Source organism: Mucilaginibacter sp. McL0603 (assembly GCF_049992945.1).
Lineage (GTDB): Bacteria > Bacteroidota > Bacteroidia > Sphingobacteriales > Sphingobacteriaceae > Mucilaginibacter.
Genome location: NZ_CP188251.1, coordinates 2,053,878 through 2,077,896, shown reverse-complemented (window position 1 = coordinate 2,077,896; position 24,019 = coordinate 2,053,878). Strand labels below are relative to the sequence as shown.

Below are 24,019 nucleotides of genomic sequence, written 5' to 3'. Positions count from 1 at the left end.
CTGTGCGGCAGGGATTTATTTAGGTTCATGATGTAATAAGTAGTTTTGTTGGTGACAACACTAAAAGTGTTCGGAAGATCGAAAAAACATACAACACTATTCATTTTGTCATTCTGAACGTAGTGAAGAATCTTCTGCGTTTACTAAGTATGCGCTATACTTTCCACCGTGAAGTCCTAGTGAAGAAGATTCTTCGCTATCGCTCAGAATGACAATCTTCTCTTTTGGCCATCTTCCGAACATCTATGGTGACAACACCAACAAGGCGGTGGTTTTAGTGATAAAAAAAATAAAACCTCAAAAATACTTTCGTTGTTATGGGTAATAAAATTTCATTAAATCATGGATATGTATGCCTATGCAAAATCTGTGGTGGAATCACAGGTCTGCGAAGTTCACAATCAACACCCTCGAGTTAGAGTTGTAAATAATGATTTTTCTATAGATTGCTGTTGTAGGGATTTCAAAATAGAATGCCTAAAAACGGTTATCCAAATTTTGGTTTCTGAAAAAGATAAAAAGCTTCGAGTCGCGTGGAAAAAAAATGTAAGTTCGAGTGGTCTAACACGTATATAGTCTCCTGACAACACAACAAGGGCGGGGACAGACATTCGTGAAGTATAGAAATAAAATCAGACTTGCGAATGTTTTTTCACTGTAGTTTTTTGTCTTTTTCATAATCTTTACCTTGTTAGTCCAGATTTACAACCCCGGAATAAATTACCGGGGGATATGAAATCTCCGAAACCGACATAATATAGCACAAAAAAAACATCCGCCGGAAAATATCCCGGCGGATGCATGTTTACTTATTATAAAACGTTCAGGTCAGATTATTGCTGGCGGCCAATTATGCCCGAAAACTTATTCGTATAATCATTTAATTGTTCTTCCAATTTGGTGTTCAATGCAAGCTGAGCATTCTCTTTTGTCAGCTGTGCCATTGCATTTAATACCGATACCCCAAGTTGTACACTCTGCGTATTTACATCCGCGGGACTGCTTTGCAGCAGGTTATAATTATAGTTCAGCTGGTCGGTGATATAATTATCCATGCTGGATACATACTTATTGCCCATTGCAGTAGCATGCAGTTTGTATGCCGTATCAATAACATAATATTTACCGCGGGCTATATTCATGTTTGGATAAATATCCGGCATTTCGCTATCGTACTTTTGCAGGGCTTTCAGGGCGAGGTCATTATGCCCTTCCTGCATTAAGTTTTGGGTCAGTTCAAGAATCGTGTCCGTCAGCAAAGGATAAAACAAAAAGGTCGATTGCTCATCCAGATATTTCGCAGTTTTATAATTGCCCCATTTAAACTTGTTCATGATGTTATTATACATCACCATGGTATTTGTTTTGGGCTGATTGTTTACTGTTTCGTCCCTTTTAAAGGGTATCAGGTGATAAACAAATCCTTCCTTATATAAATAAGGCTCCAGGCCGTTCAGATCACTGGTACCCATAGTGGTGGTAAAGCATATCGGCCGCTTCCAATCATTGTGCACCAAAATATCTATCAGCGCCAGGTTATCCTTCATCAAAAAATTACCGGGGAACTTCCATTGCATACTGTCAGCAATTCTATTTTTCTGATCTGGGGTGATCACACCATTTTTAACCACTTCATCAGCATTCACTGTCAGCTTAAAGTTTTTTGTAGGCAGATAATTCAGTTTTGAACCATCCTGCATGTCAACCTTAGTCTGCGGATCATCCGAAGTCACAAAATCAAATATCTCTTTCAGCTCTACCGAATCAGGTATTTTAGAATCGCTGTAAGGGATGTAATCGCGTGTGCCGGTCTTATATTTATCGTAAGCCATCGTTATCGGCAATGGGGCCGATTGGTTCATTTTTCCCTGCATCTGGTGGATGTACCAATCGCTGCCAAACAGCGTATTAATTACCAGGCGCACATCCGGCCTTACACCTTCTACCTCCTGGTTGTACCAAAGCGAATAGGTATCATTATCAGCCCCGGTAAACAGTATGGCATTTTTAGGGCATGACATCAGGTAATTATAAGCCATATCATGCGCCGTCCGTTTTGTTGAACGGTCATGTGATTTCCACTCTTGTTTTACCAGCAGTACTGGAGCTATCAGCAAACACAAACCAATGGATACATACCCAGCGGTACGTGCATTCATTTTCATCCGTATCAATTCGGCCAGACCAATTACCCCCAAGCCTATCCAAATGGCAAAAGCATAGAATGAGCCAACATAAGAGTAATCACGCTCACGTGGCTGCAATGCCTGGTTCACATACATCACAATAGCGATGCTGGTAAAAAACCAAAGCAGGCCAACTATCAAAGCATCTCTTTTGCTGTGGCTATAATGGTAGATCAAGCCTATCAACCCTAAAATTAAAGGCAGTGCATATAATGGTGTATAAGTATTGCTATTGATAACAGAATTAGGGAGGTGCTTGCTGCCATCGAAGATACCGGTTGTCCAGTCGCCATCAACATAACCATGAAATCCGCCCATTTGCTGCTGGCCGTCCTGCTGGTTATATCTACCGGCAAAATTCCAAAGAAAATAGCGTGCATACATCTGGTATATCTGCCAACTGAACATGTATTTTAAATTATCATTAAAGCTGGGTACATCGGTATCCGATAAATTGAGCCATTGCTTATAAAATTGAGGGTCCAGAGGTTGCTGACTAAATATCCTTGGTAAAATAGTGGTATGGTCGTAGGTAGTGATCGGATTTTTTCCTGATGGTTCGTATTTGGTTTTCCCTTTTGCATAGTTGGTGCTGCCATCTGTTTGGTCAGTTACTTTGGCATCGTAATATGGGCCGGTTAATAAAGGGGTATCCCCATACTGGCCCCGGTTAAGATACCAATACATGGTAAAGGCATTATCAGGGTGCGAGTTGTTCAGATTGGTGTTTGCTGTCGCGCGAATAGGTATATAAGCAAAGGAGCAATAGCCAAAATAGATAAAGGCCACACACAATAACGCCAGATTTAAAGCGGGTTTACTTTTGCGGATGCTGTACCGTATGCCCCAAACTAACGCCCCGATGAGCAGCACAAAGAAAACCAATGCACCGCTGCCAAAGCCCATACCCAACGTATTAACAAAGAACAGATCAAAATAGGCAGCAAACATTACAGTATATCCCCTTATAGCAAATTGAACCAGTGCCAGTATTGCTATGCTTAGCATAAAGGCAATGATGCCACTTTTTAGATTGATATTTTTATACCTGCGGAAATAATATACCAGTACAATAGCCGGGATGGTCAATAAATTAAGCAGGTGTATACCTATTGATAAACCGATCACATAAGCAATAAAAATGATCCATTTATCCGCACCGGGCTCTTCTGAATGAGCATCCCATTTTAATATCGCCCAAAATACAATTGCTGTACAAAGTGCCGCCATGGCAAATACGATGGTCTCCACAGCCGAAAACCAGAAGGTATCTGTAAATGCGAAAGCCATCGCACCTACAAAACCGGCTCCCAGTATAAGAATTTGTTTTGTGCGATCAGCATCTCCCCCATTCTTGAACATCATTTTACGGGCCACCAGTGTGATCGTCCAGAAAAGGAACATGATAGTTGCCCCGCTGGCCAGCGCACAGGCCACATTGGTAAAATAGGCCACTTTGGTAACATCGCCCATGGATAACAGGGAAAACACCTTGCAGATCATGGCAAACAGCGGATACCCAGGCTGGTGCGATACCTGCAATCGATAAGCACAGGCAATGAATTCGCCACAGTCCCAAAAGCTTACTGAAGGTTCTAACGTTAAAATGTAAGTGGTAGCGGCTATGACGAAGCAGAGCCAACCCAAAAGGTTATTGATCTTGTTAAATTGCATAGATATTAGTGTAAAGGTTTTATCAATACACTAATATCCGCCTTATTTATAAGCTATTTATAATGAGGGGGTTTGGTTTAACATCTTTTAACATTATTTAACGAATCGTTGGGCTCGCGATACTAAATGAATAAAGGGGTAACAGATTGTTAAATTTTTTATATTTGTATAAAAAAGCTTTATGACTATAACCGCAATCCGTCATCGTCTAATATCTTATCTTGCAGATCCAGATGACAATAAGGTAAAAGCTGTTTTTACATTACTTGAAAAAGAAATTGATGAGAAACAACTTTTTGTGTTATCTGATGAGCAATTGCAAATCTTAGATAAAGAACGGGAACTGCACGTGGGCGGTCAAAGCAAGTCTTATAACAGAAATGAAGCCCGCCAGATAATTAAAGGCGAAAGAGCATAAGCAAATCGCTCCTTTTATTGATCGTCTCTTTTTCTCAAACTCGAAAAAATAATCATCAATACCACAGCCAATAGAATACCAACGGGCATGTCCCTTGTTGCCAGGCCAACTGCCAGTCCTATAATAATAGCGGCCACGTAATAACTTTTTGATCGGGAGTTTACCATTGCGGCGCCAAAGATATATTTTTTAGCTATCGATCATTCGCTCTCAATTGACAATTGGGGATAAAAGTTTCACACTATTTAACATTTAAATTAAAATAGGTTAAACCTATTTGCGTTATAACAGTCATAACCTCGTTTTTGATTTATTTAATTACCTAACACAATTTTTATCGGTAAAACCTGTACGCAACCCTGTTAAAAAACAAACTATGCTTAAGCGTATATTGGTATTAGACGACAATCAATCAATATTAGATATGGTTGAAGAGGCCTTATCCTACGAGAAATTCCAGGTGCTGATCACTTCAGACAGTAATAACCTGATCGAAATCGCTAAAATTTTCCAGCCCGATTTATTTATACTTGACGACAGGCTTGTTGGCCATAAAACCGATGGTATTTGCAACCAGATAAAATGGCATCCCAAGTTTGGTAATACGCCTGTAATGCTGTGCTCTTACTATTATCACCTTGGTGCTGATTTCTCGGCAATACCCTGCGATGATATCATAGCCAAACCCTTCGGACTGGAAGAATTGGTGAATAAAGTGAATCATCTTATTTTAGATTAGCGGTGAAAACCACCTAATTAATTAGTGACGGCTACACAAGTCTAAAAATGAATAATTTATCTTCTTTATTTAAAGAAGTAAATTAAATTTACGCCATCATTACCTACCTATGGAACAACTTATTGAAACGAATGAATTTTACGAGACGATCGACCTTATAACTACACCTATTCTATTAGCCAATAATGAAACGGTATGCCAATATGTAAATAAAGCTTTTTTATCACAGATCGGATATAATGCTGAGGATATACTGGACCAGGAAATCTGGTTCGACAAAGTTCACCCTGACGAGGATTACCGGCGCGAAGTAAAAGCGAATTGGAAAAAAAGACTGGAAGAAGCTAGGAACAGAGGCGAAACCCATGTGCACATGATCACAAAAGTGCGCTGTGCCGATGGCTCTTATAAATGGTTTGACATCCACGAAAGCATTCATGGTAATAATAAGGTGATCAATTTTTTAGATATAAATTCGCTGCAGGAAAATAATGAGGAGCTTAAAGATGTTTTAAAGCAAAAAGATATTTTGTTATCAATAATCGCCCATGATGTCAGAAGTCCCCTGGGCAACCTGAAGCACATCGTTAACAATTATAAAAATATGGATCTGTCTGACCAGGAAATGGAGAAGATATTTTTTAGTATGGGCACCCAAATTGATTATGTTTTTAACATCATCAACTCATTACTGGTACGTACCAGCGCAGACAGGGGCAGTTTAATTGAAATGCGTGAAAGTATCCATATTGAAGACTTCTTTTTTAAATACCGGGAATATTATAAAGAGCGCATGGAGAAACAAAATATTGATTTTGTTTTTGAATTGCCGGAAGATGTCAGCTTATATTTTGATTCTTTTATTTTGGATGTGGTATGCCGCAATTTAATTGATAATGCCATCAAATACAGTCCTGAAAATGGGAATATCTATATTTCATTAGATAAAAAAGGGGATTATTCAGAGCTGGTGATCAGAGACATCGGCCCAGGTATGACAGAAGCCCAATGTGAACGTATTTTAAATAACAAAGGCAGTCATAGATTAAAAAATCAAATAACTGATAGTTTTGGCCTGGGATTGGTGATGGCTAAAGAAATCCTTGAAAATCACCATGGGAAATTAGCGATCAAAAGCGAGCCGGGAAAAGGCACATCATTCGTTGTCAGTATATTAAACAAATAATTCACCTTCGTTTTACTTTGGTGTTATCCGGACGAGGCTTTAGCATTGGTAAAATACTTACTACTGCTATTAAAGCCAGCCCGATCATCTTGATAGCTGCAAATGAAAACTTCACAAAAGGTTTCATTACTTCCCAGTTATCGCGATTGGTATGTTTTATGTCTTTCCCTTTTGGGTCGATGATTTTTACTTTGGTGGCAGCCATAGCTTATTGTATTGATTATAAAAGCTATGAAGAACCCGATTGTTTAATATAATTTCGAAATTAAGCTACTTTTTTCTTCAGTGTAATCACCGTCACCTCCGGCCATATACCCAACCGACCCGAAAATGCAAGGAAGCCAAAGCCCCGGTTTACGTAGAGTTGCCTTCCATTTTGCCCGGCAGGACCGGCCCAGTCATAGTAACGATATTGTACCGGGCTCCAGCGCAGACCCGCTGCTTCGACACCAAATTGCGCTCCGTGAGTATGCCCGGCCAGGGTCAAATGTATTTTTGTAGGATCATATCGTACTTTTTCTTCCCAATGTGTTGGATCATGTGATAGTAATATCTTAAAAGCATCTTTATCCACACCAGTTAGTGCTTTGTCCAGATCCCCTATCTGTATAAATCCCCTTCCCCAGTTTTGTACGCCTATCAGGCTTATCTTTTGTCCGTTCTTTTCTAACACAACATTTTCATCCAGCAAAAGACGATAGCCTAGTGCCTTATGATGCTGTTTTAGCTTTTCAAGATTGGCAGCCTTTTCATCCTCACTGTCCCAAATAATATAATCACCATAATCATGATTACCTAATATAGAGAACTGCCCGTAAGGCGCTTTCAATTGACTAAAACGTTCTAAATAAGGTTCAATTTCCCAGGCGGCATTATTTACCAGGTCGCCTGTAAAAACAAACAGGTCGCTTTTCTGGGCTTTAGCCAGGTCGATACCGCGCTGAACAGCATCTGTATTATCAAAACTACCCGAGTGGATATCCGAGAGCTGGGTGATAGTAAAACCGTCAAAAGCATCGGGCAGGTCATCAAAATAAAGCGTTTCTTTATGCAGTTTATAATCATATTTACCCTTAAACATGGCATAAAAGAACCCGGTAAACGGCACAGCGGCCACCAGTATCGCAATCTCACTGATGAATTTGCGGCGTGCCGGAAAAAAGGGTTCTCCTGCTTTCTTTTCACCTCCTATCAAACGGTCGCCCACACCATAAAATAATCTTCCCAAATCCCCTATCACCAACACAAGAGCGAAGAATATTTTGGTGATTAGAAATGTAATGAACAGGCTCAGCATCCATTCATGAAAAGGTGTCATGCCTTTTGCCGTACTATAACTGCCGAAGCCCAAAAGGAACAAAGCAGTAACTCCTACTGATATAAGCAGGTATCCCCAAAGCACCACCCGTTTTAACCGTTGCGACTGCCAGTCCCTTACAAACGTTCTCAATCCAAAGAAAACATATACGTCGAGCAGCAGGGTAATAGCCGCCATTATTAGAAATATCCTGAAAAAACCACCTCTATGCATATAATCAATTCGTTTTGCAATTTATAAAACCGAAAGTAATTAAAAGGTAAATACTTGCCTTTCTCAGGGGGATCGCGTTTAAAATAATTCTGTCAATAATCCCTTCGAAGCAATATGCAATTAGGTGGCTCCTGGCAGAGCCCGGTTCTATTTGTATTTTTTCTATAAACAGGCAGCTCCTCCCTTTGGTCTAATTAAGAGTATTTTTTATAAATATTGTTATTGTTTGAAACGGGGGGTCTGGGGGGTGTTAAAAACTAAAAACTTTGTGAATAACGTTATGATAAAGGGCAGGGTGAACTTGAGCTCCTACTAAGTTTACAGAACTATGCTCCGTATTAGTCCCTGCCCTTTATGATTGCCCAAGGCCCAACTAGAATACTAACCTTGCTACAACAAAGGTTTTTTCGGCAAAAGGCAATCTTTATAAACTTAAATTATAAACGTATGAGAAAGTGGAATGTTATTCTGGGGGTGGATGTGTCGAAGTTGACACTGGACGTAAGTAGTTACGAGCTTGGGCAGCACATCAAAATCGACAATTGTTCTGCGGGGTTCAAGGTATTTCAGAAGTGGTGTAAAACTCATAACATCGATTTGCAAGAAACCCTGATAGTGATGGAATACACGGGTGGTTATGAATACAGGTTCATTCAATTTTGCGAGGCTTTTTCTATTTCATATTGCAGGGTGCCTGGACTTGAAATAAAAAACTCCATGGGTATGACCAGGGGGAAAAGTGATGAGGCCGACTCCTTTCGTATCAGCAAATATGGTGAACAAAGGATAAAAGACATTGAGCCTTCAAGGCCGTTGGATAAAACCATCCTGATACTTAAACAGCTCTTATCTTTTCGTAAACGATTGGTACGGGAAAATGCGGGCTTGCAAAGCACATTAAGCGAGCGCCAGCACATGTACGAGATAAAGACAGCCGATACAATTACCCGTGTTAGTAAGGCAAAAATGAAATCAAACACGGTGTACATAAACCAGGTGGAGAAACAGATAATGGAAATAGTTAAAGCCAATGACGCTATGTTGTTAAACTACCGGATAATAACCAGCATCAAGGGCATCGGTAAAATAAATGCATGGATGACCATCGCTTATACCGAAAACTTTACCAGTTTCCCGGATGCAAGAACGTACGCAGTGTATGTGGGTGTGCTTCCATTTGGTCATAAATCGGGAACAAGTGTCAAAGGCCGCACAAGGGTCAGTAAACTTGCAAATAAGGAACTGAAACAGGAGTTGAATCAAGCTGCAAAAACAGCGATAGCGCATGACCTTGAACTCAAAGCATATGCCGAAAGAAAGTTCAAAAACAAATGCTATCCACTGGTATTAAACAATGTTAAATTCAAGCTGATCCTCCGAATGTTCTCCTTAGTAAAAAGAGGTGAAATGTATGTGGATAACTACAAACGATCAGCCTGAAAAAAAGCAATTTTAAATTAATTTGGATATATGGTAAACCTAGAATACGGAGCCCATTACCTATTTACTTAACTAAATTTTAATTCCGTGAGGAATAACCTGTTTATAGCAAATTAAAAAGGTAAATACTTGCCTTTATCAAAAATTTAGTACCTTTTCATTTTCATTTCCGCATGCCCTTCGGGAAAACCTATAAATTTTCGTCATGAAAAAGTTGTTGCTGTATGTTTTTGTGTTGATGATATGCCTGGCTGCTGCTTGTAAAAAGGATAATCAGAATAAGAAGATCTATTTGCTAAAAGAGGAGATCATTAATGAAGCTTCACAAGGCAGCCAGCCCGACACCACAACTTATACTTACGATGACAATAACCGAATGAAAACAATAGTAACCGGTTCACACCCCGGCCAGTTGAGCTACACTATTAACTATGATGGCCAGGGTCGTGTAAGTATTGGGAAAAAATTCAATAATAATGGAGCGCTGGTTATTGAATACGATTTTTTTTACCGGGCTGATACTATAGGCTATTATTCATATGGCCCTAATTTTGCCCATGATACCACCGTTTTTATTTTTAATGATAAAAAACAAATGGTAAAGAAACAAACCAAACAATCCGGGTACCAGGTTTTAACTTATGACAGCCGGGGCAATGTTTCAAGTTTAGAGTATTTTAATGCGGATGGCTCCAATGATCTTTATAATTATATCAATTACGAGTACGACGCTCAAAAAAATCCTTTCGTGGATATGGCGCCCAATAATTATTTTTTTATGTACCTGGCTTATGATGATGAAAGCTCCCTTATAAATAATGTGGTGCTCAAAAACGCTGATACCTACATCTATACCTACAATAGTGATGGGTTCCCTGTAAAAGCTATGGCGAATGTTGGCAGAACTTCAGCGTCAATTTCTTATAATTACATCATAAAATAAGATCCATTTATGAGAACCCTTTTTTCTTTATCTATCCTGGCACTTTTTATGGCGCCGCTGGGCAGTATCGCGCAGCAAAAAACAAAAACAGATACCGTATTTTTTGAAGATTTTAACGCCAACAAGCTCGACCGCAGTAAGTGGAACGTTGAGATAACAGGCAATACGGTGAATAACGAACAACAGGCTTATGTCGACTCATCATCGGTACTATACATGGTGCATGGCAAGGACGCCGAAGGTGCCAGCAATGGTGCATTGGTTATTAAGCCCATTTACCATCCCGGTTATACCAGTAAGGAACAAAAGAAATACGATTTTATTTCGGGCAGGATAAACACCCGCAGTAAGATGGAATTTACTTATGGCACCGCTTCAGCAAGGATGAAGATGTCCTCTGGTGCGGGTTTATGGCCGGCTTTTTGGGCCCTGGGCAATGGCAACTGGCCCGATTGCGGTGAAATTGACATGATGGAAACCGTAGGTGATTCGAGCTGGATAAGCAATGCCCTGCATGGGCCAAACTATTTCGGCAACACGCCTTTAGCTTATCGTTATATTTTCCCGAAAGGTATGGATGTTGATCAATGGCATGTTTATTCTGTTGATTGGACGCCCGATCTGCTGGTTTTCAAAACAGACGGCATAACCACTTATACGGTTACCCGCGCCATGGTTGAACATTATGGTCGCTGGGCCTATGATAATGCTAAGTTTATCATCCTTAATTTTGCATTGGGCGGCGGATATCCCCAGGGTGTAAATAAAGTTAAAGCACCTTACTTTGGAATTTCGCAGGCTACCGTGGATAAGATAAAGGCGGGACAGGCAAAAATACTGGTAGATTGGGTGTTGGTAACCAAACCTAAAAATTAACAAAAAGGCCCGGAATTAAACTCCCGGGCCTCTCTTTATTAACGGCGGTAATGATTGTAATGATGATGATGATACCTTGCGTGATGATACCGATGATGGTATCGGTGTTGCGGGCCTACCTGGGTTCTTACAACAACCTGTGCCTGTGCAGCACCAAACGCTAATAAACATACAATAGCTACCGCTAATACTTTTAAATACTTCATTATTGATTTAATTTTCGTGAAATAATTGATTAATAATTACGGTATTTATTATCGTGGTCGTGATCATGATCATGATCGTGTCCATGATCACCGTCATGGTGTCCGTGGCGTTCACGATATTCAACGGAACAGCTTGTTACACTTGTAATAGTTACTGACGCAAATATCAGCAGAGCTAATAATCTCAAAATTTGCTTTTTCATGGTAGTAATACTTTTTTTCTTAGATGTTATTCGTATAACTACAAAATCAGCGAAATTGTTTAGTTAAACTTAAACCTCACAGCTAAAGTGGGGTATGTTTGGAATAGATCTTCATTGGTTAATACATGGTAATACAGGTTGATTTTTGACCCTATTGCAAACCCTTTATGTATCCTGAACCATACCTGCGGCTCGCCAAAAAAGGCCACACTTTTGCCATTCAGGTCACTGGTAAAACTATCTCCTGTGTTCCTGTTCATCGTATACAGCTCCACATCCCCGATGAATTCAACCTTATAATTCCAGAAACCACGGCCCCAGTAGAACGAATAAAGCACATCATTACTCGGCTTTTTAAAAGCATTATAAGTGTAGGATAATGCCGTGCTAAACCATGCCCCTTTCCATCGAAAAGGATACACCGCGCCCAAAGAAAAAGCATTGGCGATATAGTATGGGTACGATCCAGGCTCAGAAATCCCCAGACCACCGCTATATTGTACCTGCACATAAACTTTGGGTTTCCAGAATTTAAACGATTGGGTTAACTGCGTATAAAACTTCCCGATGTTATGGTTTTGTCCATTCAAATCACTTTCCATTTTCAAAAAAAATGCGCCGGACGTATCCTTTTGTTTAAAGTACTCAAAATAGATGGTCGGGAAATTCATTGAATTGTGCGATGGATCAAGCGTGTGCCTGAAATCATAATGCAATTGCAGCGTTTGGGCAAAAAGCAGGGATGGCAACATTCCTAAGATAAATAGCAAGCGAAATTTCATAATTCAATGCGATGCAGGGTTGTGAAAAAACTTTGTTCTTTCGGCATCTTTGTAAATATCTTTACAGTAGAACTGACGGGGCGTAATTGCTGCGGAAATGTCGCGGAAATGTATATTAGCCTCATCCCAACCCTTCTCCAAAGGAGAAGGGCTTAAAAGAAAAATATTCTTTTTGCCAATCAAAGTCCTCTCCTTTGGAGAGGATTTAGGTGAGGCTAAACTAAAATACTGATTATAAGCACTATATGAACAATTCGGACTACTTAGCCTTTACCGCATTATTTAAGGAGGCATACCTTAAATGTTTCGGGCAGGCTTTAGAAAATCCGTTATCAGAAACCGAGAGCAAGCTGCTTTGCAACCAGGTACTGGATCAAACCGGTCTTTCCATCGGCTGGAAAAGTGTAAAGAACTATTCCTTTTTTGTTGTCGATCCAAACACGGCAAAACCTGAAAATCCATCCGTAGCTACGCTTGATACATTGGCCCGGTACGTATTGCGGGCCCCCTATACTACCGAGATCAAAAGAAAAAATGATGAGAGCCATCACCCCTACTGGTTTTTATATAAGGAACAATTTAATAAGTCGCGTAAAAAAGCACCACCCAAAGGATGGGCTACAGCGGCCTGGATACTTGCTGCGGGTATAGTCATTATCATCCTGTCGGTGATGTATATGAACCACATCTTTTCAAAAGGCTCAGCAGAATTTACGGATGATTTTAAAGCTGTCGCCGGTAATAACCTTACCACCAGGGGATGGTTTATAAAGGACGCTGACAATACCTATTGGACCAAAAGAAGTGAAACACCCGGCCAACTCACACTTTTCACTTTAAAGGGCGATAACTGGCCCGATCCGGCAAATCAGCCTGTTATCAAAAATTTGCTTTTAAGGCCCATACCTTATGATTGCTTTATTGCCGAAGTGCACCTGAACAACTTTATCCCGAAAGAAGAATGGCAACAAGCTGGCATTCTTTTATTAGAAGATACTACGCTCACAGGTAAAAGCATCAGGCTATCCATAGCTTACAACGATTTTTTTGGCGGATATCCGGCCTCAAAAGAGATATTAATACAAGCCATTACCTCCTTAGGTAAAGGTTTCGGGAAGCCGGAGGAGATCGCTCATAAAACTATCCTATATCTTGACAGCGCAAGCCATAACCCGGGATTGATCAAAAATCTGCAAAATTCAGCCCTGCGTATTGAAAAAACAGGCAAACGATTCCGGTTCCTATACTCAGGAGGCATAAGCGAAAACACCGCCTTTAAGGAGGTAATAAGCCAGGAATTTGATATTCAACCCAAATACATCGGCATTTTTGCCATTAAAGGATTTAAGGATAGTACGGCTGTGATTCCAGCCCATTTTACTTTCTTCAGGATAGCCGGAAATATATGCAGTCAATAAATTGTTACTTTAAACCACAACCTGTTAAATATTTATTTCGTATTTTTAACATCCAATACTAAACCGTACACAATTTGCATATGATGCACAAATACTGTTTAAACATATTCCTGGCTCTTTTTTTATCGATCATATGGGGTGGTTTTAATAGTGTTTTGGCGCAGGTTTCTAATCAAACTATACCAAATGGCGCTACAACAACGGCCATTAACTTTCCAGCAACCGGATGCTCATATAAATGGGTTAATAACACACCTGGCATAGGTCTGCCTGCAAGCGGAAACGGTAATATTCCGTCTTTTACCGCTTCAAATACTGGTAATGGGCCGGTGACTGCCACTATTACGGCGACTCCAGTTTCGTCTGGATTTGCTTATATAACTAATTCAGGTTCAAATGATGTTACAGTAATTAATGTTGCCAGCCATACACTGGTAAAAACAATTCCGGTAGGGGTTGAACCTTGGGGAGAAGCTATTAGTCATGATGGGACTCGCTTATATGTGGCAAATGCCAGTCAAACTCCGACTACCTCTGATTCTCCAAATGGCTCAGTTTCTGTAATAAACACCTTAACAAATATCGTCACCACAACTATTCCTGTAGATAAAACTCCCTTTGGGATAGCAATAAGTCCGGATGACAGTAAAATATATGTAACTAATTCAAATAGTGGAACTGTTTCGGTAATTAATACTGCCTTAAATGCCGTCACTTCAACTATACTGGTTTCTGCGCCAACAGGGATTACTATTAGTCCAGATGGAAAATGGCTTTATGTGCTAAGTGTTGCAGGCGGAGATTTGGCCCTGTATGTAATTAATACAATAGACAATACAATTGTAACAAAAGTTCCAACTAACTCATATTCTTCGGGCATGGCGATAAGCCCGGATGGTAGCAGACTTTATATAACGAAGAATGATGCTAGTACGGTTATGGTTGTTAATACTGCAACAAATTCTTTATTAACCACAATTCCGGTAGGAGGAAACCCTTATGGCATCTCTGTAACTCCTGATGGCAGCAAAATATACGTTACGACTTTATCTCCCAAAGGAGTATACGTAATCAGTACGATAAATAACACTGTTTTATTAACGATACCAACAAATGGTTATCCCTATGGTATCTCGATGGCTCCTGATGGTAGTGAAATTTATGTAGCTACGGAGAATCCGGATGGCGTTGCTGTAATTAATACTGCAACTAATGCCGTAACTAATAATATAACTGCCGGACTCAGCCCTATTTCGCTTGGCAATTTTATTTCAGCAGGTACTGGTTGCAATAGTGCGCCAATTACATTTAAAATTACAGTAAATGGCGCCTCAATACCACCCCCATCCGTTACAGCACCCAACATCACCTACACAACGCCGCAAAACTATTTTGTAAGTACAGCTATAACGCCTTTAGCACCAACCAATAGCGGTGGCGCAGTACCTGCAACAATTTACGGACAAGTAAGTACGCTTGCGGGTTCGGGATCACTCGGTTATGTAAATAATACAGGCACAAGTGCTCAATTTAACATTCCTTACACAGCAGTTGCCGATGCAGCAGGCAATTTATACGTAGCTGATGCCAACAATAACGCCATACGCAAGGTAACACCAACCGGCGCAGTAACCACCTTTGCCGGAAGCCTGACAGGAGCACCCGGATTTGTAAATGCTACGGGCACTGCAGCACTATTTTCAAACCCCGATGGTATAGCAATAGATGCATCAGGCAATTTTTTTGTAGGCGATTATGGCAATAATGCGATAAGGAAGATCACTCCTGCAGGCGTTGTATCTACCTTTTACCAGGCCCCCGGAGCTTTTGGCCCGACGGGTGTGTGCTTCGATAATTCCGGAAATCTTATTGTTTCGGCGCAAGACGCCAACCAGATTTGTTCAATAAGTCCGGCAGGAGTACTTACGATAATTGCAGGTAGCCCTTCAACCTATGTAGGGTACATAAACGCAACAGGTACAGCAGCTCGTTTTAATCTGCCGGAAGATGTACAGGTAGATGCATCAGGCAATATCTATGTGGCAGATTATTTGAACAATGCCGTAAGAATGATCACACCGGCGGGTGTAGTAACTACCGTTGCCGGAAGTAATGTCAGCGGCAATACAGGAAGCTTTGCTAATGGGGTTGGTACTGTCGCGAGGTTCAATAACCTTACAGGCGTTGCCATCGGTTCGGGGAAAGTTATCTATGTGGCCGATTTGCGGAATAATGATATCAGGAGGATTATGCCTGATGGAACCGTATCATTGGTTGCGGGCAGCGCTTCACAGGCACAGGGCTCGGCCAACGGGACAGGTACAGCGGCATCATTCTTTCACCCTATCGATCTTTATATTGATGCCACCGGTACCGGTTACGTAACTGATGCACGCAATGGCATGATCAGAAAAATAGTGCTTACAGGCTATACTATTGATAAACCCTTGCCACCGGGTTTAACTTTTAATGTTACTACCGGTATTATTACAGGCACACCCACTATAATATTCCCTCCTACGCAGTATACTGTTACAGCTTACAATGGCGGTGGGTTCAGCCAATTCACGATCACTATTACCGTGCGTAACCAGGTTGTTCTTCCTGTTGTACGACCACATTTTAGCTATACATCGCCTCAAGTTTATACTGTGGATGTCCTGATACCGCCTTTAGGACCGACAACGACAGGCGGCCCGGTACCAGCCACTATATTCGGGAGTGTTTCCACATTCGCAGGTAAAAACGGCACTTCCGGGTTTCTTGATGCCACAGGTACCAATGCCGAATTTAGCGGTTTATGGGGAATAGATATTGATGCCTCCGGAAACCTGTATGTTGCTGACAATATCAGGATCAGAAAAATAACACCTGCGGCTTTAGTTACTTCCCTGGCAGGCGGCAACCCCAGCAACGCATCAGATGGGACCGGCACTGCTGCAGGCTTTAATAATATTGCCGGATTAACCGTTTCCCCATCGGGGAATATATTTGCAGGCGATATTAACAATCGTTCTATAAGGCAAATTACACCCGGCGGTGCAGTAACAACATTTGCCGGCAGTAGCATCAATTTATTTAATCCCATTGGTGTAACGAGTGACCAATTCGGTAATTTATTTGTAGCCGATCAGTCAAATGACGTTATCAGGGAGATCTTGCCCGATGCTACTTCCAGCGTTTTCGCAGGTAATCCTACAGTTATAGGTTCTAATGATGGCCCTGTTGCTGTTGCAACGTTTAATAATCCGTCAGACGTTAAGTTTGATGTCTCGGGTAACCTCTATGTCGCGGATCAAAATAATAACATGATACGCGAGATAGGTAATACTGGTATAGTTAGCACCCTTGCCGGTACCACTACCCCCGGTTTGATAAATGGCCCTTTAACGTCGGCTCGTTTTACTAAACCGTCTGCGCTGGCAACAGATCCTGCGGGTGATATTTACATAGCGGATGCTCATAACCTTGTGGTAAGGATGATCAATCAGTTAGGAGTAGTAGTGCCCATAGCAGGTGATAATTTGAGAAAGATCTCAGCAGACGGTATAGGCGGAGAGGCCAATTTTTATAACGCCGCCGGCCTGGTATATACCCACGGCGTACTTTATGCAACCGACCAAACCTGCGTACGGAAAATAGTTGTAACGGGCTATACCATCGAACCATCACTGCCAATCGGGTTAAATTTTGATAGTGCTACAGGCGTTATCAGCGGTACACCTACTTCACCGTCCCCAGCCACTGCTTATACCATTACGGGGTACAATGAAGGTGGTAACTATAGCACCACGGTCACTATATCCGTTATTCTTCCTGCACCTGTCATTACGTACCCAACGCCGCAAGTATATACTGTGAATACACCTATAACCCCATTAACACCGACTAACACTGGTGGGGCAGCTACCAGTTACACGGCAGACCAACCGTTGCCCGCAGGTTTAACCTTGAATCCTGTAACCGGCATCATCAGCGGTACGCCAACTGTAGTTTCACCGGCTACTAATTATACGATAACAGCAAGTAATTCTGGAGGGAGCGGTTCATTCACTATCAATATTACGGTGGTTGCAAAGGTACTCACACCACAAACCATCACCTTCAATCCCATCCCGCAAAAAACTTATGGCGATGCCGATTTTGACCCTGGAGCATTAAGCACCAACAATGCCATACCTATTATTTACACCAGCGATAATACTGCCGTAGCCACTATTGTAAATGGTAATATACATATTACCGGTGCAGGCACAGCAAACATTACCGCATCACAAGCTGGCAATGCCGATTTTATTGCGGCCAGTCCGGTAACTGAAGTGCTTACAGTTAATAAGGCGTTGTTAACCATCACCGTTAGGGATGAAACCCGCTTTTATGGTACCCCCAACCCCGAATTTATTATTACCTACACCGGGTTTGTTTATGGCGAAACGCAGGCACAATTAATTGCTCAGGCTCAGGCAACAACCCCCGCAAATGAAACATCGCCACCGGGTGAATACCCGATCAACATAAGTGGCGAATTGTCAAACAACTATACATTTAATCCAATTCCGGGTACGTTAACTATTATAGCGGTATCGCCCAATGTGGTCATACCAAATGCCTTTACGCCTAACGGTGACGGTTATAATGATCTTTGGAATATACCAGCGCTGGCAGGTTATCCGCAATGTATGGTATCCATTTATAACCGCTATGGAGGCCTTATTTACCAATCCAGAGGTTATCCGAGTGCATGGGATGGTATTTATAATGGCTCGCAGTTACCCACAGGCACCTACTATTATATTATCGATCTTAAAAATGGCACTAAGCCATTATCGGGCTATGTGGCGTTGATACGATAGTGTTTGTTTAAGGATATCCGCATATCTGCCTGATAATAAAAACCTTATTGCAAGTAACCTATTGCAGCAGCGCACCGTATTAATACTCCACATGCGTGATTACATCAATATACCCGAAACTATTAAATGCCAGGTGTGCAAATATTGCGGCTCGCGGCCCATTATTGCGTTAACCGGCAAAGAGGAGTATACCGTTAAATGCCCTGCGGATGATAACCATTACCATGCAAAAGGCATCATGATAGATATTGACGATTGGAATATGCAGAACACCGTTACAGCAGAACCTGAACCGATAGTTCCTAATATGGTAGCCTGTTATGACAGCAAACTGAATTACACCTTCTTTTTACCGGCAATGTAACATTTGTCTGACCCCTACCTGCCTTATATCCTTTTTTGTATCTTGTTAGCATGAACAAGATCAATACCTTAAAACTTTTTGTACTGTTTATCACCCTAACCCTTTCGGGAATTTGCTATGCGCAGGGCAATAAACCAACCCTTAACCATGTGGCTGTCTGTGCCCATGACCTTAAAAAAAGTGTCGATTTTTACAGCGATGTACTTGAATTAACGAAGATCGCTAACCCATTTCATGATACCGTTCATCAATGGTTCAGCATAGGTCCGGGTACCCAACTGCACGTGATACAGGCCGATTGCCCCACCGTTGCGCATGACATCAATAATCACTTGTGTTTCAGCGTTGCTTCTTTGGAGGATTTCATGAAGCATCTTGATAAGTTCAACATCAAATACGGCAATTGGGCAGGCGATTACAAAAAGACCCAGCTAAGAGCCGATGGCGTAACGCAGATCTATTTCCAGGACCCTGATGGTTATTGGATAGAGGTGAATAACGCGAAATAAGACCTTTCTTATTTTGATGAAACCCCATCGGGGTTTAAGCTTGGTAGAAAACAAAACGTCTAAAAATCCGTGCCGTTAAGTACGGAACAAGTCTGCGTACCTAACGGCACGCAAATGGGGCCGTTATAAATTTCTACAAAGCTTTAGCGTCTACGACGCCTAATGCAATATTGTCTTAGTAAGTTATTGAAGGCTTTGCTGCTGGTAGTGGTTGACAATTCACGTTATACCTGTGATAACTCTTTCAGCACATTTAATGCTTTCTCCGCGTCTTTCTGTGCTACAAAAATATGATCGTGATAATAAGCTGCAACCACATTGCAGCTTATAAAATGTTTTGCCAGTGCTGATGAAAATGCAGCAGTTAATCCTACCGCTTCCAGGGATGAGTGTACGGTTAATGTTATCCAGGCAGCAACGTACGAATATTTATAGCCCTGCTTATCGGCTAATTCTTTATTAAGGATGATCGTCCAGCCCTCGTCCTCTTTGAATGCTCCAATTACGTCCGCCATATTAATTTCAGCAACTGACGGCACGGTGCAAAAAACATACTCCCCTTCGTTCAGCTTTGGGGTCATGTTTTTTAACAGGGATTCAATATTGGTTTCGCCACTCATATCAGAATCCGATAAAATATTTATAGGTTAGATATAACAGTAATTGAAAAAGTTACCGTAAAGTACACAATTACACCCAAAAGGATAATCTTGATCATATCCATTAAAATCTGTGAGCCCACAGGCTTATACATCTTACAATAAATAAAGCCAATATAGCTGATTATACTTACAACGCCACTAAGCACAGCTACCGCAACATAAAGAATATGAGGCACATCCATGCGGGTATTAACGCCACGCATCAATATGGTCATGATAAGGGCAACAATAATGATAAAAGCAAAGGTCTTTGAATTGCGTTCGTCGGGATTAGGGTTCTTCATATCGTAAATGTAATATCAATACGGTAAAGTTTAATCTTGGTTACATTTGTTTTTGTTTGGAATAGCCCTGTTTGCCCCATCGGGGCACAATGTTGGTATAAAAAAGCAAGGGAAACCATATTTGCGCCATAGGTGCAACACATTTACGCCATCGTACAAAATGATAATAAATGCACATTCGTGTATTGCACCTAAGGCGCAAAAATCCGCTTTAATTATTTTTTTCCACCAACATTTTGCTCCTGACGGAGCAGTTTTTCAAGGGATATAATTTTTTTCCAGGGATATAATTTTAGATATCTATACGCGAAGCCATCTGGAGATGGGCTGGGTGAAGCCACAAAAAAGCCCCGTCTACCATAGCAGACAGGGCTTAAAGGATTTAATTTATTTAAGCTTTTAGTTGGCTTCTTCTTCAGACTTTTTAGCTTTCTTAGCTTTGCTTTCAGCACCTTCCATCTGTTCTTTCAGTTGGGCCAATACGCTAAGATCACCTAAAGTTGATTTCTCAACCGAATCTTTCACTTTCTTCACCGCGGTGTTAGCTGCTTTAGCTTCTTTCTTGCGGCTTTCAAATTCATGTACCCTTGCTTCGGCGCGAGCTTCTTCCCAGATACGTGAGTGTGAAATAACGATACGTTTGTTTTCCTTGTTAAATTCAATGATCTTGAACTCAGCAGCTTCTTCAGCTTTTAAGCTCTTACCATCTTCCTTAACGATGTGTTTAACAGGAGCAAATCCTTCAACACCATAAGGAAGGGCAACAATAGCGCCTTTATCGGTTACTTTCAACACGGTACCTTCATGTACTGAATCAATAGTGAAGATCGTTTCGAAAGTATCCCATGGGTTTTCTTCCAGTTGTTTGTGACCTAAGCTCAGCTTGCGGTTCTCAACATCCAGTTCTAATACAACCACGTTTAATTTTTCACCAACTTTAGTGAATTCATTAGGATGGTTGATCTTCTTAGACCATGAAAGGTCAGAGATGTGGATCAATCCGTCAATGCCGTCTTCCAGTTCAACAAACACACCGAAGTTAGTCATGTTTTTAACTGTAGCGATGTGAGTAGTACCTGTTGCGTATTTCTCAGCAGCATGTTGCCATGGATCAGGCGTTAATTGTTTAATGCCTAATGACATTTTGCGTTCGTCGCGATCTAAAGTCAATACTTGTGCTTCGATCTCGTCGCCAACTTTCAGGAATTCCTGAGGGTTGCGCAGGTTTTGTGACCATGACATTTCTGATACGTGGATCAAACCTTCAACACCCGGGATGATTTCAAGGAATGCGCCGTAATCAGCAACGGTAACAATTTTACCTTTAACCTTAGAACCGATAACGATCTTATCGTCTAATGACTGCCAAGGGTGAGGAGTTAATTGTTTTAAGCCAAGGGCGATACGTTTTTTCTCATCATCAAAGTCAAGCACAACCACGTTGATCTTCTGATCAAGTGCCAATACTTCCCTCGGATGCTCGATACGTCCCCATGAAATGTCAGTAATGTGCAGTAAGCCGTCAACACCACCAAGGTCGATGAATACACCGAAATCAGTAATATTTTTAACTGTACCTTCCAATACCTGACCTTTTTCAAGTTTGGCAACGATTTCAGTTTTTTGGTTTTCCAAATCGTCTTCGATCAGCACTTTGTGCGATACCACTACGTTTTTAAACTCGTGGTTGATCTTAACAACTTTGAATTCCATTGTTTTGCCCACATAAACGTCATAATCCCTGATTGGTTTAATGTCGATCTGTGAACCTGGTAAAAAGGCTTCAACGCCCATTATATCTACGATCAAACCACCTTTAGTTCTGCTCTTCACAAAACCGGTGATGATCTCGTCATTATCCAATGCGGAATTAATTCTTTCCCATGATTTCTGTGTTTTTGCACGTTTGCGTGAAAGTACTAACTGGCCGTTAGCATCTTCCTGCGACTCTACAAATACTTCAACAGTGTCACCGATTTTCAGATCTGGTGTATCACGGAATTCAGAAAGGGATACTAAACCATCAGATTTAAAACCGATGTTTAATACTACGTCCTTACTGTTAACATTTACAACTGTACCGGTGATGATTTCGCCTTTGTTGATAGAGCTGAACGTTCCATCATACATTTTCTCTAATTTCTCACGCTCGGCATCATTGTAATTGCCAAATTTTTTGTCATCTGCGTCCCAATCGAAATCTGCGTTTGGTGCTGTAACTTTTGATTTGATCTCCTCGATCGACAGAGAATCAGCCTCTGATTCAATGGTTTCTTTTTCTACGGTTGCTGTAACTACATCCAGCTCAGCTTCCTTTGCTTTTAATTCTTTTTCTGCTTCTTGTTTTTTTGCCAAAATAAATTTTCTCCTTTTCCCAATACAATTGGGACTGCAAAGGTACGGATATATTTTTGAGTAATAAAAAAATATTTACTCTTAAATACTGGCTTTTAGGCCTTTTGAGCGAGAAAAATTGCCGATTGGAAAAATGAAAATATAAAATCGGCAGAAATTGGGATGAGCTATATCATTATTTTAAATAATACCAAGTAGATCTGCCTCCCTTTTTAATGTGGAGGATTCCATACAAAATAGCGATCCCACACAGACCCAATATAGTTGGTATCAAGGGCAGCTTGATGCAAAAGTTTATTATGAATGATATAATTGTTGTTGCGAAGAACCCATAAAACCCAGCTTTTTTCCAATACAATAACATTACAGAAAAGACACTATTAAGAACTCCTATTATAACGATCGCCGCTATAGTTACAAAGGAAACTTTTAGCCTTTTCTCCATCAAATTACTTGCAAAGAAATAAATCAAAGTACAAATAGAGTTTATTATTAGCATTACTATTAGCCATGCAGTTACACAGCCGTGCCTTTCAGGAATTATCGGAACAGGTCTGTCGCCATTTACAAAAGGCCTTTCATTGTCTTCAGGAGTATTGCTTTTATCTTGAGAAAGCATTTAGGTTAAATTGATGTCCGTTTAGGTTCTATCTCATCAAATATAATAATAAAATCCTTATAAATATATTTTCAATATACGCTGCTAATCGGGTGATAACAATTTAGAGATATAATCAAAAATTGACATAAAATCAACCTGTAAGGCACCGCGGTAGGCGGTAATAATACCGGTCATTTTTTCTTCTTGTTCGGGGGTAAACGGATCATGCCATACGCGCATGCATATACGTTTTAGTGCATAGGTTATCTGGTGGTTGTGTACATAGCTTTCAAGATAGCGGCTTCTTTTAAATTCTTCATAAAACTTAAAGAACCTGTCAGTGTCTTTCAGTCCGGAGAAATTGAGAAACTCTTTTATTACTTCAGTTTTACATGAATTCAGATGATTATAAAAATCATCAACCGATACTTTATTATTAGTGATGAGCAGGTTATCCAGCAGTATTTCTAAAGCAATATGCCCCAGGAAAAATGGTTTCACAGGTGAGCCCGTAATAGCAGGCGCCAATAAGTTTTTTACGGCATGTGAACGGGCAACAAAAAATCCGGAGGAATGGAAAAAACGGTCTACCTCCAGGTGTTTTTGCCAGCCAAGTATAATATCGTTTATATTTTTGTCGGGGTGGTGAAGTTTTTCGGGGTGGATATTGATGGTCTTATCCGCATTTTTTAAAAGATCAGGCAGTACCGTACCCAGCGTGTGGTAACAGTTGGTGGTGTCCCGGTCGAAATAGTAATGCGATAGGAAATTCATATATCTTCACTTTCT

Annotated in this window: 21 protein-coding genes; 10 read left to right on the top strand and 11 right to left on the bottom strand. The window is 40.8% G+C overall.

Annotation, left to right across the window (positions count from 1 at the left end; translation table 11 throughout):
- Positions 1 to 833: 833 nt before the first annotated feature.
- A complete protein-coding gene (locus ACPPVU_RS09690; protein WP_426671497.1) occupies positions 834 to 3,860 on the bottom strand; it encodes a glycosyltransferase family 117 protein in 3,027 nt (1,008 codons plus the stop codon).
- Between the two features lie 181 nt (positions 3,861 to 4,041).
- Here ACPPVU_RS09690 and ACPPVU_RS09685 point away from each other — a divergent pair, with 181 nt between their 5' ends.
- From ACPPVU_RS09685 to ACPPVU_RS09675, 3 genes are all read left to right on the top strand, one after another.
- Positions 4,042 to 4,278: a hypothetical protein gene (locus tag ACPPVU_RS09685; protein ID WP_426671496.1), complete on the top strand. Its 237-nt coding sequence runs from the start codon at positions 4,042 to 4,044 to the stop codon at positions 4,276 to 4,278.
- Positions 4,279 to 4,654: 376 nt separating this feature from the next.
- Positions 4,655 to 5,017: a response regulator transcription factor gene (locus ACPPVU_RS09680; RefSeq protein WP_426671495.1), complete on the top strand. Its 363-nt coding sequence runs from the start codon at positions 4,655 to 4,657 to the stop codon at positions 5,015 to 5,017.
- Between the two features lie 109 nt (positions 5,018 to 5,126).
- Entirely contained in the window at positions 5,127 to 6,203 is a 1,077-nt protein-coding gene (locus ACPPVU_RS09675) for a PAS domain-containing sensor histidine kinase (protein ID WP_426671494.1), read from the top strand.
- A 1-nt stretch (position 6,204) separates the two neighbouring features.
- Here the strand turns inward: ACPPVU_RS09675 and ACPPVU_RS09670 are convergent, their stop codons facing one another.
- Complete coding sequence (locus ACPPVU_RS09670; RefSeq protein WP_426671493.1) at positions 6,205 to 6,408, bottom strand: hypothetical protein; 204 nt, start codon at positions 6,406 to 6,408, stop codon at positions 6,205 to 6,207.
- Positions 6,409 to 6,468: 60 nt separating this feature from the next.
- Positions 6,469 to 7,734, bottom strand: coding sequence for a metallophosphoesterase (locus ACPPVU_RS09665; RefSeq protein ID WP_426671492.1), 1,266 nt, complete (start codon positions 7,732 to 7,734; stop codon positions 6,469 to 6,471).
- 447 nt (positions 7,735 to 8,181) lie between these two features.
- Between ACPPVU_RS09665 and ACPPVU_RS09660 the strand changes: the two genes are divergently transcribed.
- The 3 genes from ACPPVU_RS09660 to ACPPVU_RS09650 all read left to right on the top strand — a co-directional run bounded on the left by ACPPVU_RS09660 (position 8,182) and on the right by ACPPVU_RS09650 (position 10,993).
- Entirely contained in the window at positions 8,182 to 9,174 is a 993-nt protein-coding gene (locus ACPPVU_RS09660) for an IS110 family transposase (protein WP_426668270.1), read from the top strand.
- 205 nt (positions 9,175 to 9,379) lie between these two features.
- Positions 9,380 to 10,117, top strand: a complete 738-nt coding sequence (locus ACPPVU_RS09655) for a hypothetical protein (RefSeq protein ID WP_426671491.1) — start codon at positions 9,380 to 9,382, stop codon at positions 10,115 to 10,117.
- Between the two features lie 9 nt (positions 10,118 to 10,126).
- Entirely contained in the window at positions 10,127 to 10,993 is an 867-nt protein-coding gene (locus ACPPVU_RS09650) for a glycoside hydrolase family 16 protein (protein ID WP_426671490.1), read from the top strand.
- A 38-nt stretch (positions 10,994 to 11,031) separates the two neighbouring features.
- On the opposite strand, the gene ACPPVU_RS09645 is transcribed toward ACPPVU_RS09650, so the two are convergent.
- The 3 genes from ACPPVU_RS09645 to ACPPVU_RS09635 are packed head-to-tail and all read right to left on the bottom strand — an operon-like array spanning position 11,032 to position 12,184.
- Positions 11,032 to 11,199, bottom strand: coding sequence for a hypothetical protein (locus tag ACPPVU_RS09645; protein WP_426671489.1), 168 nt, complete (start codon positions 11,197 to 11,199; stop codon positions 11,032 to 11,034).
- Positions 11,200 to 11,228: 29 nt separating this feature from the next.
- Positions 11,229 to 11,402, bottom strand: coding sequence for a hypothetical protein (locus ACPPVU_RS09640; RefSeq protein WP_426671488.1), 174 nt, complete (start codon positions 11,400 to 11,402; stop codon positions 11,229 to 11,231).
- A 59-nt stretch (positions 11,403 to 11,461) separates the two neighbouring features.
- Positions 11,462 to 12,184, bottom strand: coding sequence for a DUF5020 family protein (locus ACPPVU_RS09635; protein WP_426671487.1), 723 nt, complete (start codon positions 12,182 to 12,184; stop codon positions 11,462 to 11,464).
- Positions 12,185 to 12,429: 245 nt separating this feature from the next.
- Here ACPPVU_RS09635 and ACPPVU_RS09630 point away from each other — a divergent pair, with 245 nt between their 5' ends.
- The 4 genes from ACPPVU_RS09630 (at position 12,430) to ACPPVU_RS09615 (ending at position 19,328) form a co-directional block, all read left to right on the top strand.
- Positions 12,430 to 13,602 (top strand): hypothetical protein, encoded by a 1,173-nt coding sequence (locus tag ACPPVU_RS09630; protein WP_426671486.1) that lies wholly within the window; start codon positions 12,430 to 12,432, stop codon positions 13,600 to 13,602.
- A gap of 80 nt (positions 13,603 to 13,682) precedes the next feature.
- The gene (locus ACPPVU_RS09625) at positions 13,683 to 18,455 is read left to right on the top strand and encodes a gliding motility-associated C-terminal domain-containing protein (protein ID WP_426671485.1); all 4,773 of its coding nucleotides are present in this window, start codon (positions 13,683 to 13,685) and stop codon (positions 18,453 to 18,455) included.
- A 91-nt stretch (positions 18,456 to 18,546) separates the two neighbouring features.
- Positions 18,547 to 18,819: a hypothetical protein gene (locus tag ACPPVU_RS09620; RefSeq protein WP_426671484.1), complete on the top strand. Its 273-nt coding sequence runs from the start codon at positions 18,547 to 18,549 to the stop codon at positions 18,817 to 18,819.
- A 50-nt stretch (positions 18,820 to 18,869) separates the two neighbouring features.
- Positions 18,870 to 19,328, top strand: coding sequence for a VOC family protein (locus ACPPVU_RS09615; protein ID WP_426671483.1), 459 nt, complete (start codon positions 18,870 to 18,872; stop codon positions 19,326 to 19,328).
- Between the two features lie 224 nt (positions 19,329 to 19,552).
- Here ACPPVU_RS09615 and ACPPVU_RS09610 read toward each other — a convergent pair whose 3' ends face one another.
- The 5 genes from ACPPVU_RS09610 to ACPPVU_RS09590 form a co-directional block, all read right to left on the bottom strand.
- Positions 19,553 to 19,948 carry an ACT domain-containing protein gene (locus ACPPVU_RS09610; RefSeq protein ID WP_426671482.1) on the bottom strand — a complete coding sequence of 132 codons (396 nt, stop codon included), beginning with the start codon at positions 19,946 to 19,948 and terminating at the stop codon, positions 19,553 to 19,555.
- 20 nt (positions 19,949 to 19,968) lie between these two features.
- Positions 19,969 to 20,274 carry a hypothetical protein gene (locus ACPPVU_RS09605; protein ID WP_426671481.1) on the bottom strand — a complete coding sequence of 102 codons (306 nt, stop codon included), beginning with the start codon at positions 20,272 to 20,274 and terminating at the stop codon, positions 19,969 to 19,971.
- Positions 20,275 to 20,673: 399 nt separating this feature from the next.
- The gene (rpsA, locus tag ACPPVU_RS09600; RefSeq protein ID WP_426671480.1) at positions 20,674 to 22,629 is read right to left on the bottom strand and encodes a 30S ribosomal protein S1; all 1,956 of its coding nucleotides are present in this window, start codon (positions 22,627 to 22,629) and stop codon (positions 20,674 to 20,676) included.
- A gap of 175 nt (positions 22,630 to 22,804) precedes the next feature.
- Entirely contained in the window at positions 22,805 to 23,248 is a 444-nt protein-coding gene (locus tag ACPPVU_RS09595; RefSeq protein WP_426671479.1) for a hypothetical protein, read from the bottom strand.
- An 84-nt stretch (positions 23,249 to 23,332) separates the two neighbouring features.
- Positions 23,333 to 24,004: an ACP phosphodiesterase gene (locus ACPPVU_RS09590; protein ID WP_426671478.1), complete on the bottom strand. Its 672-nt coding sequence runs from the start codon at positions 24,002 to 24,004 to the stop codon at positions 23,333 to 23,335.
- Between the last annotated feature and the right edge of the window lie 15 nt (positions 24,005 to 24,019).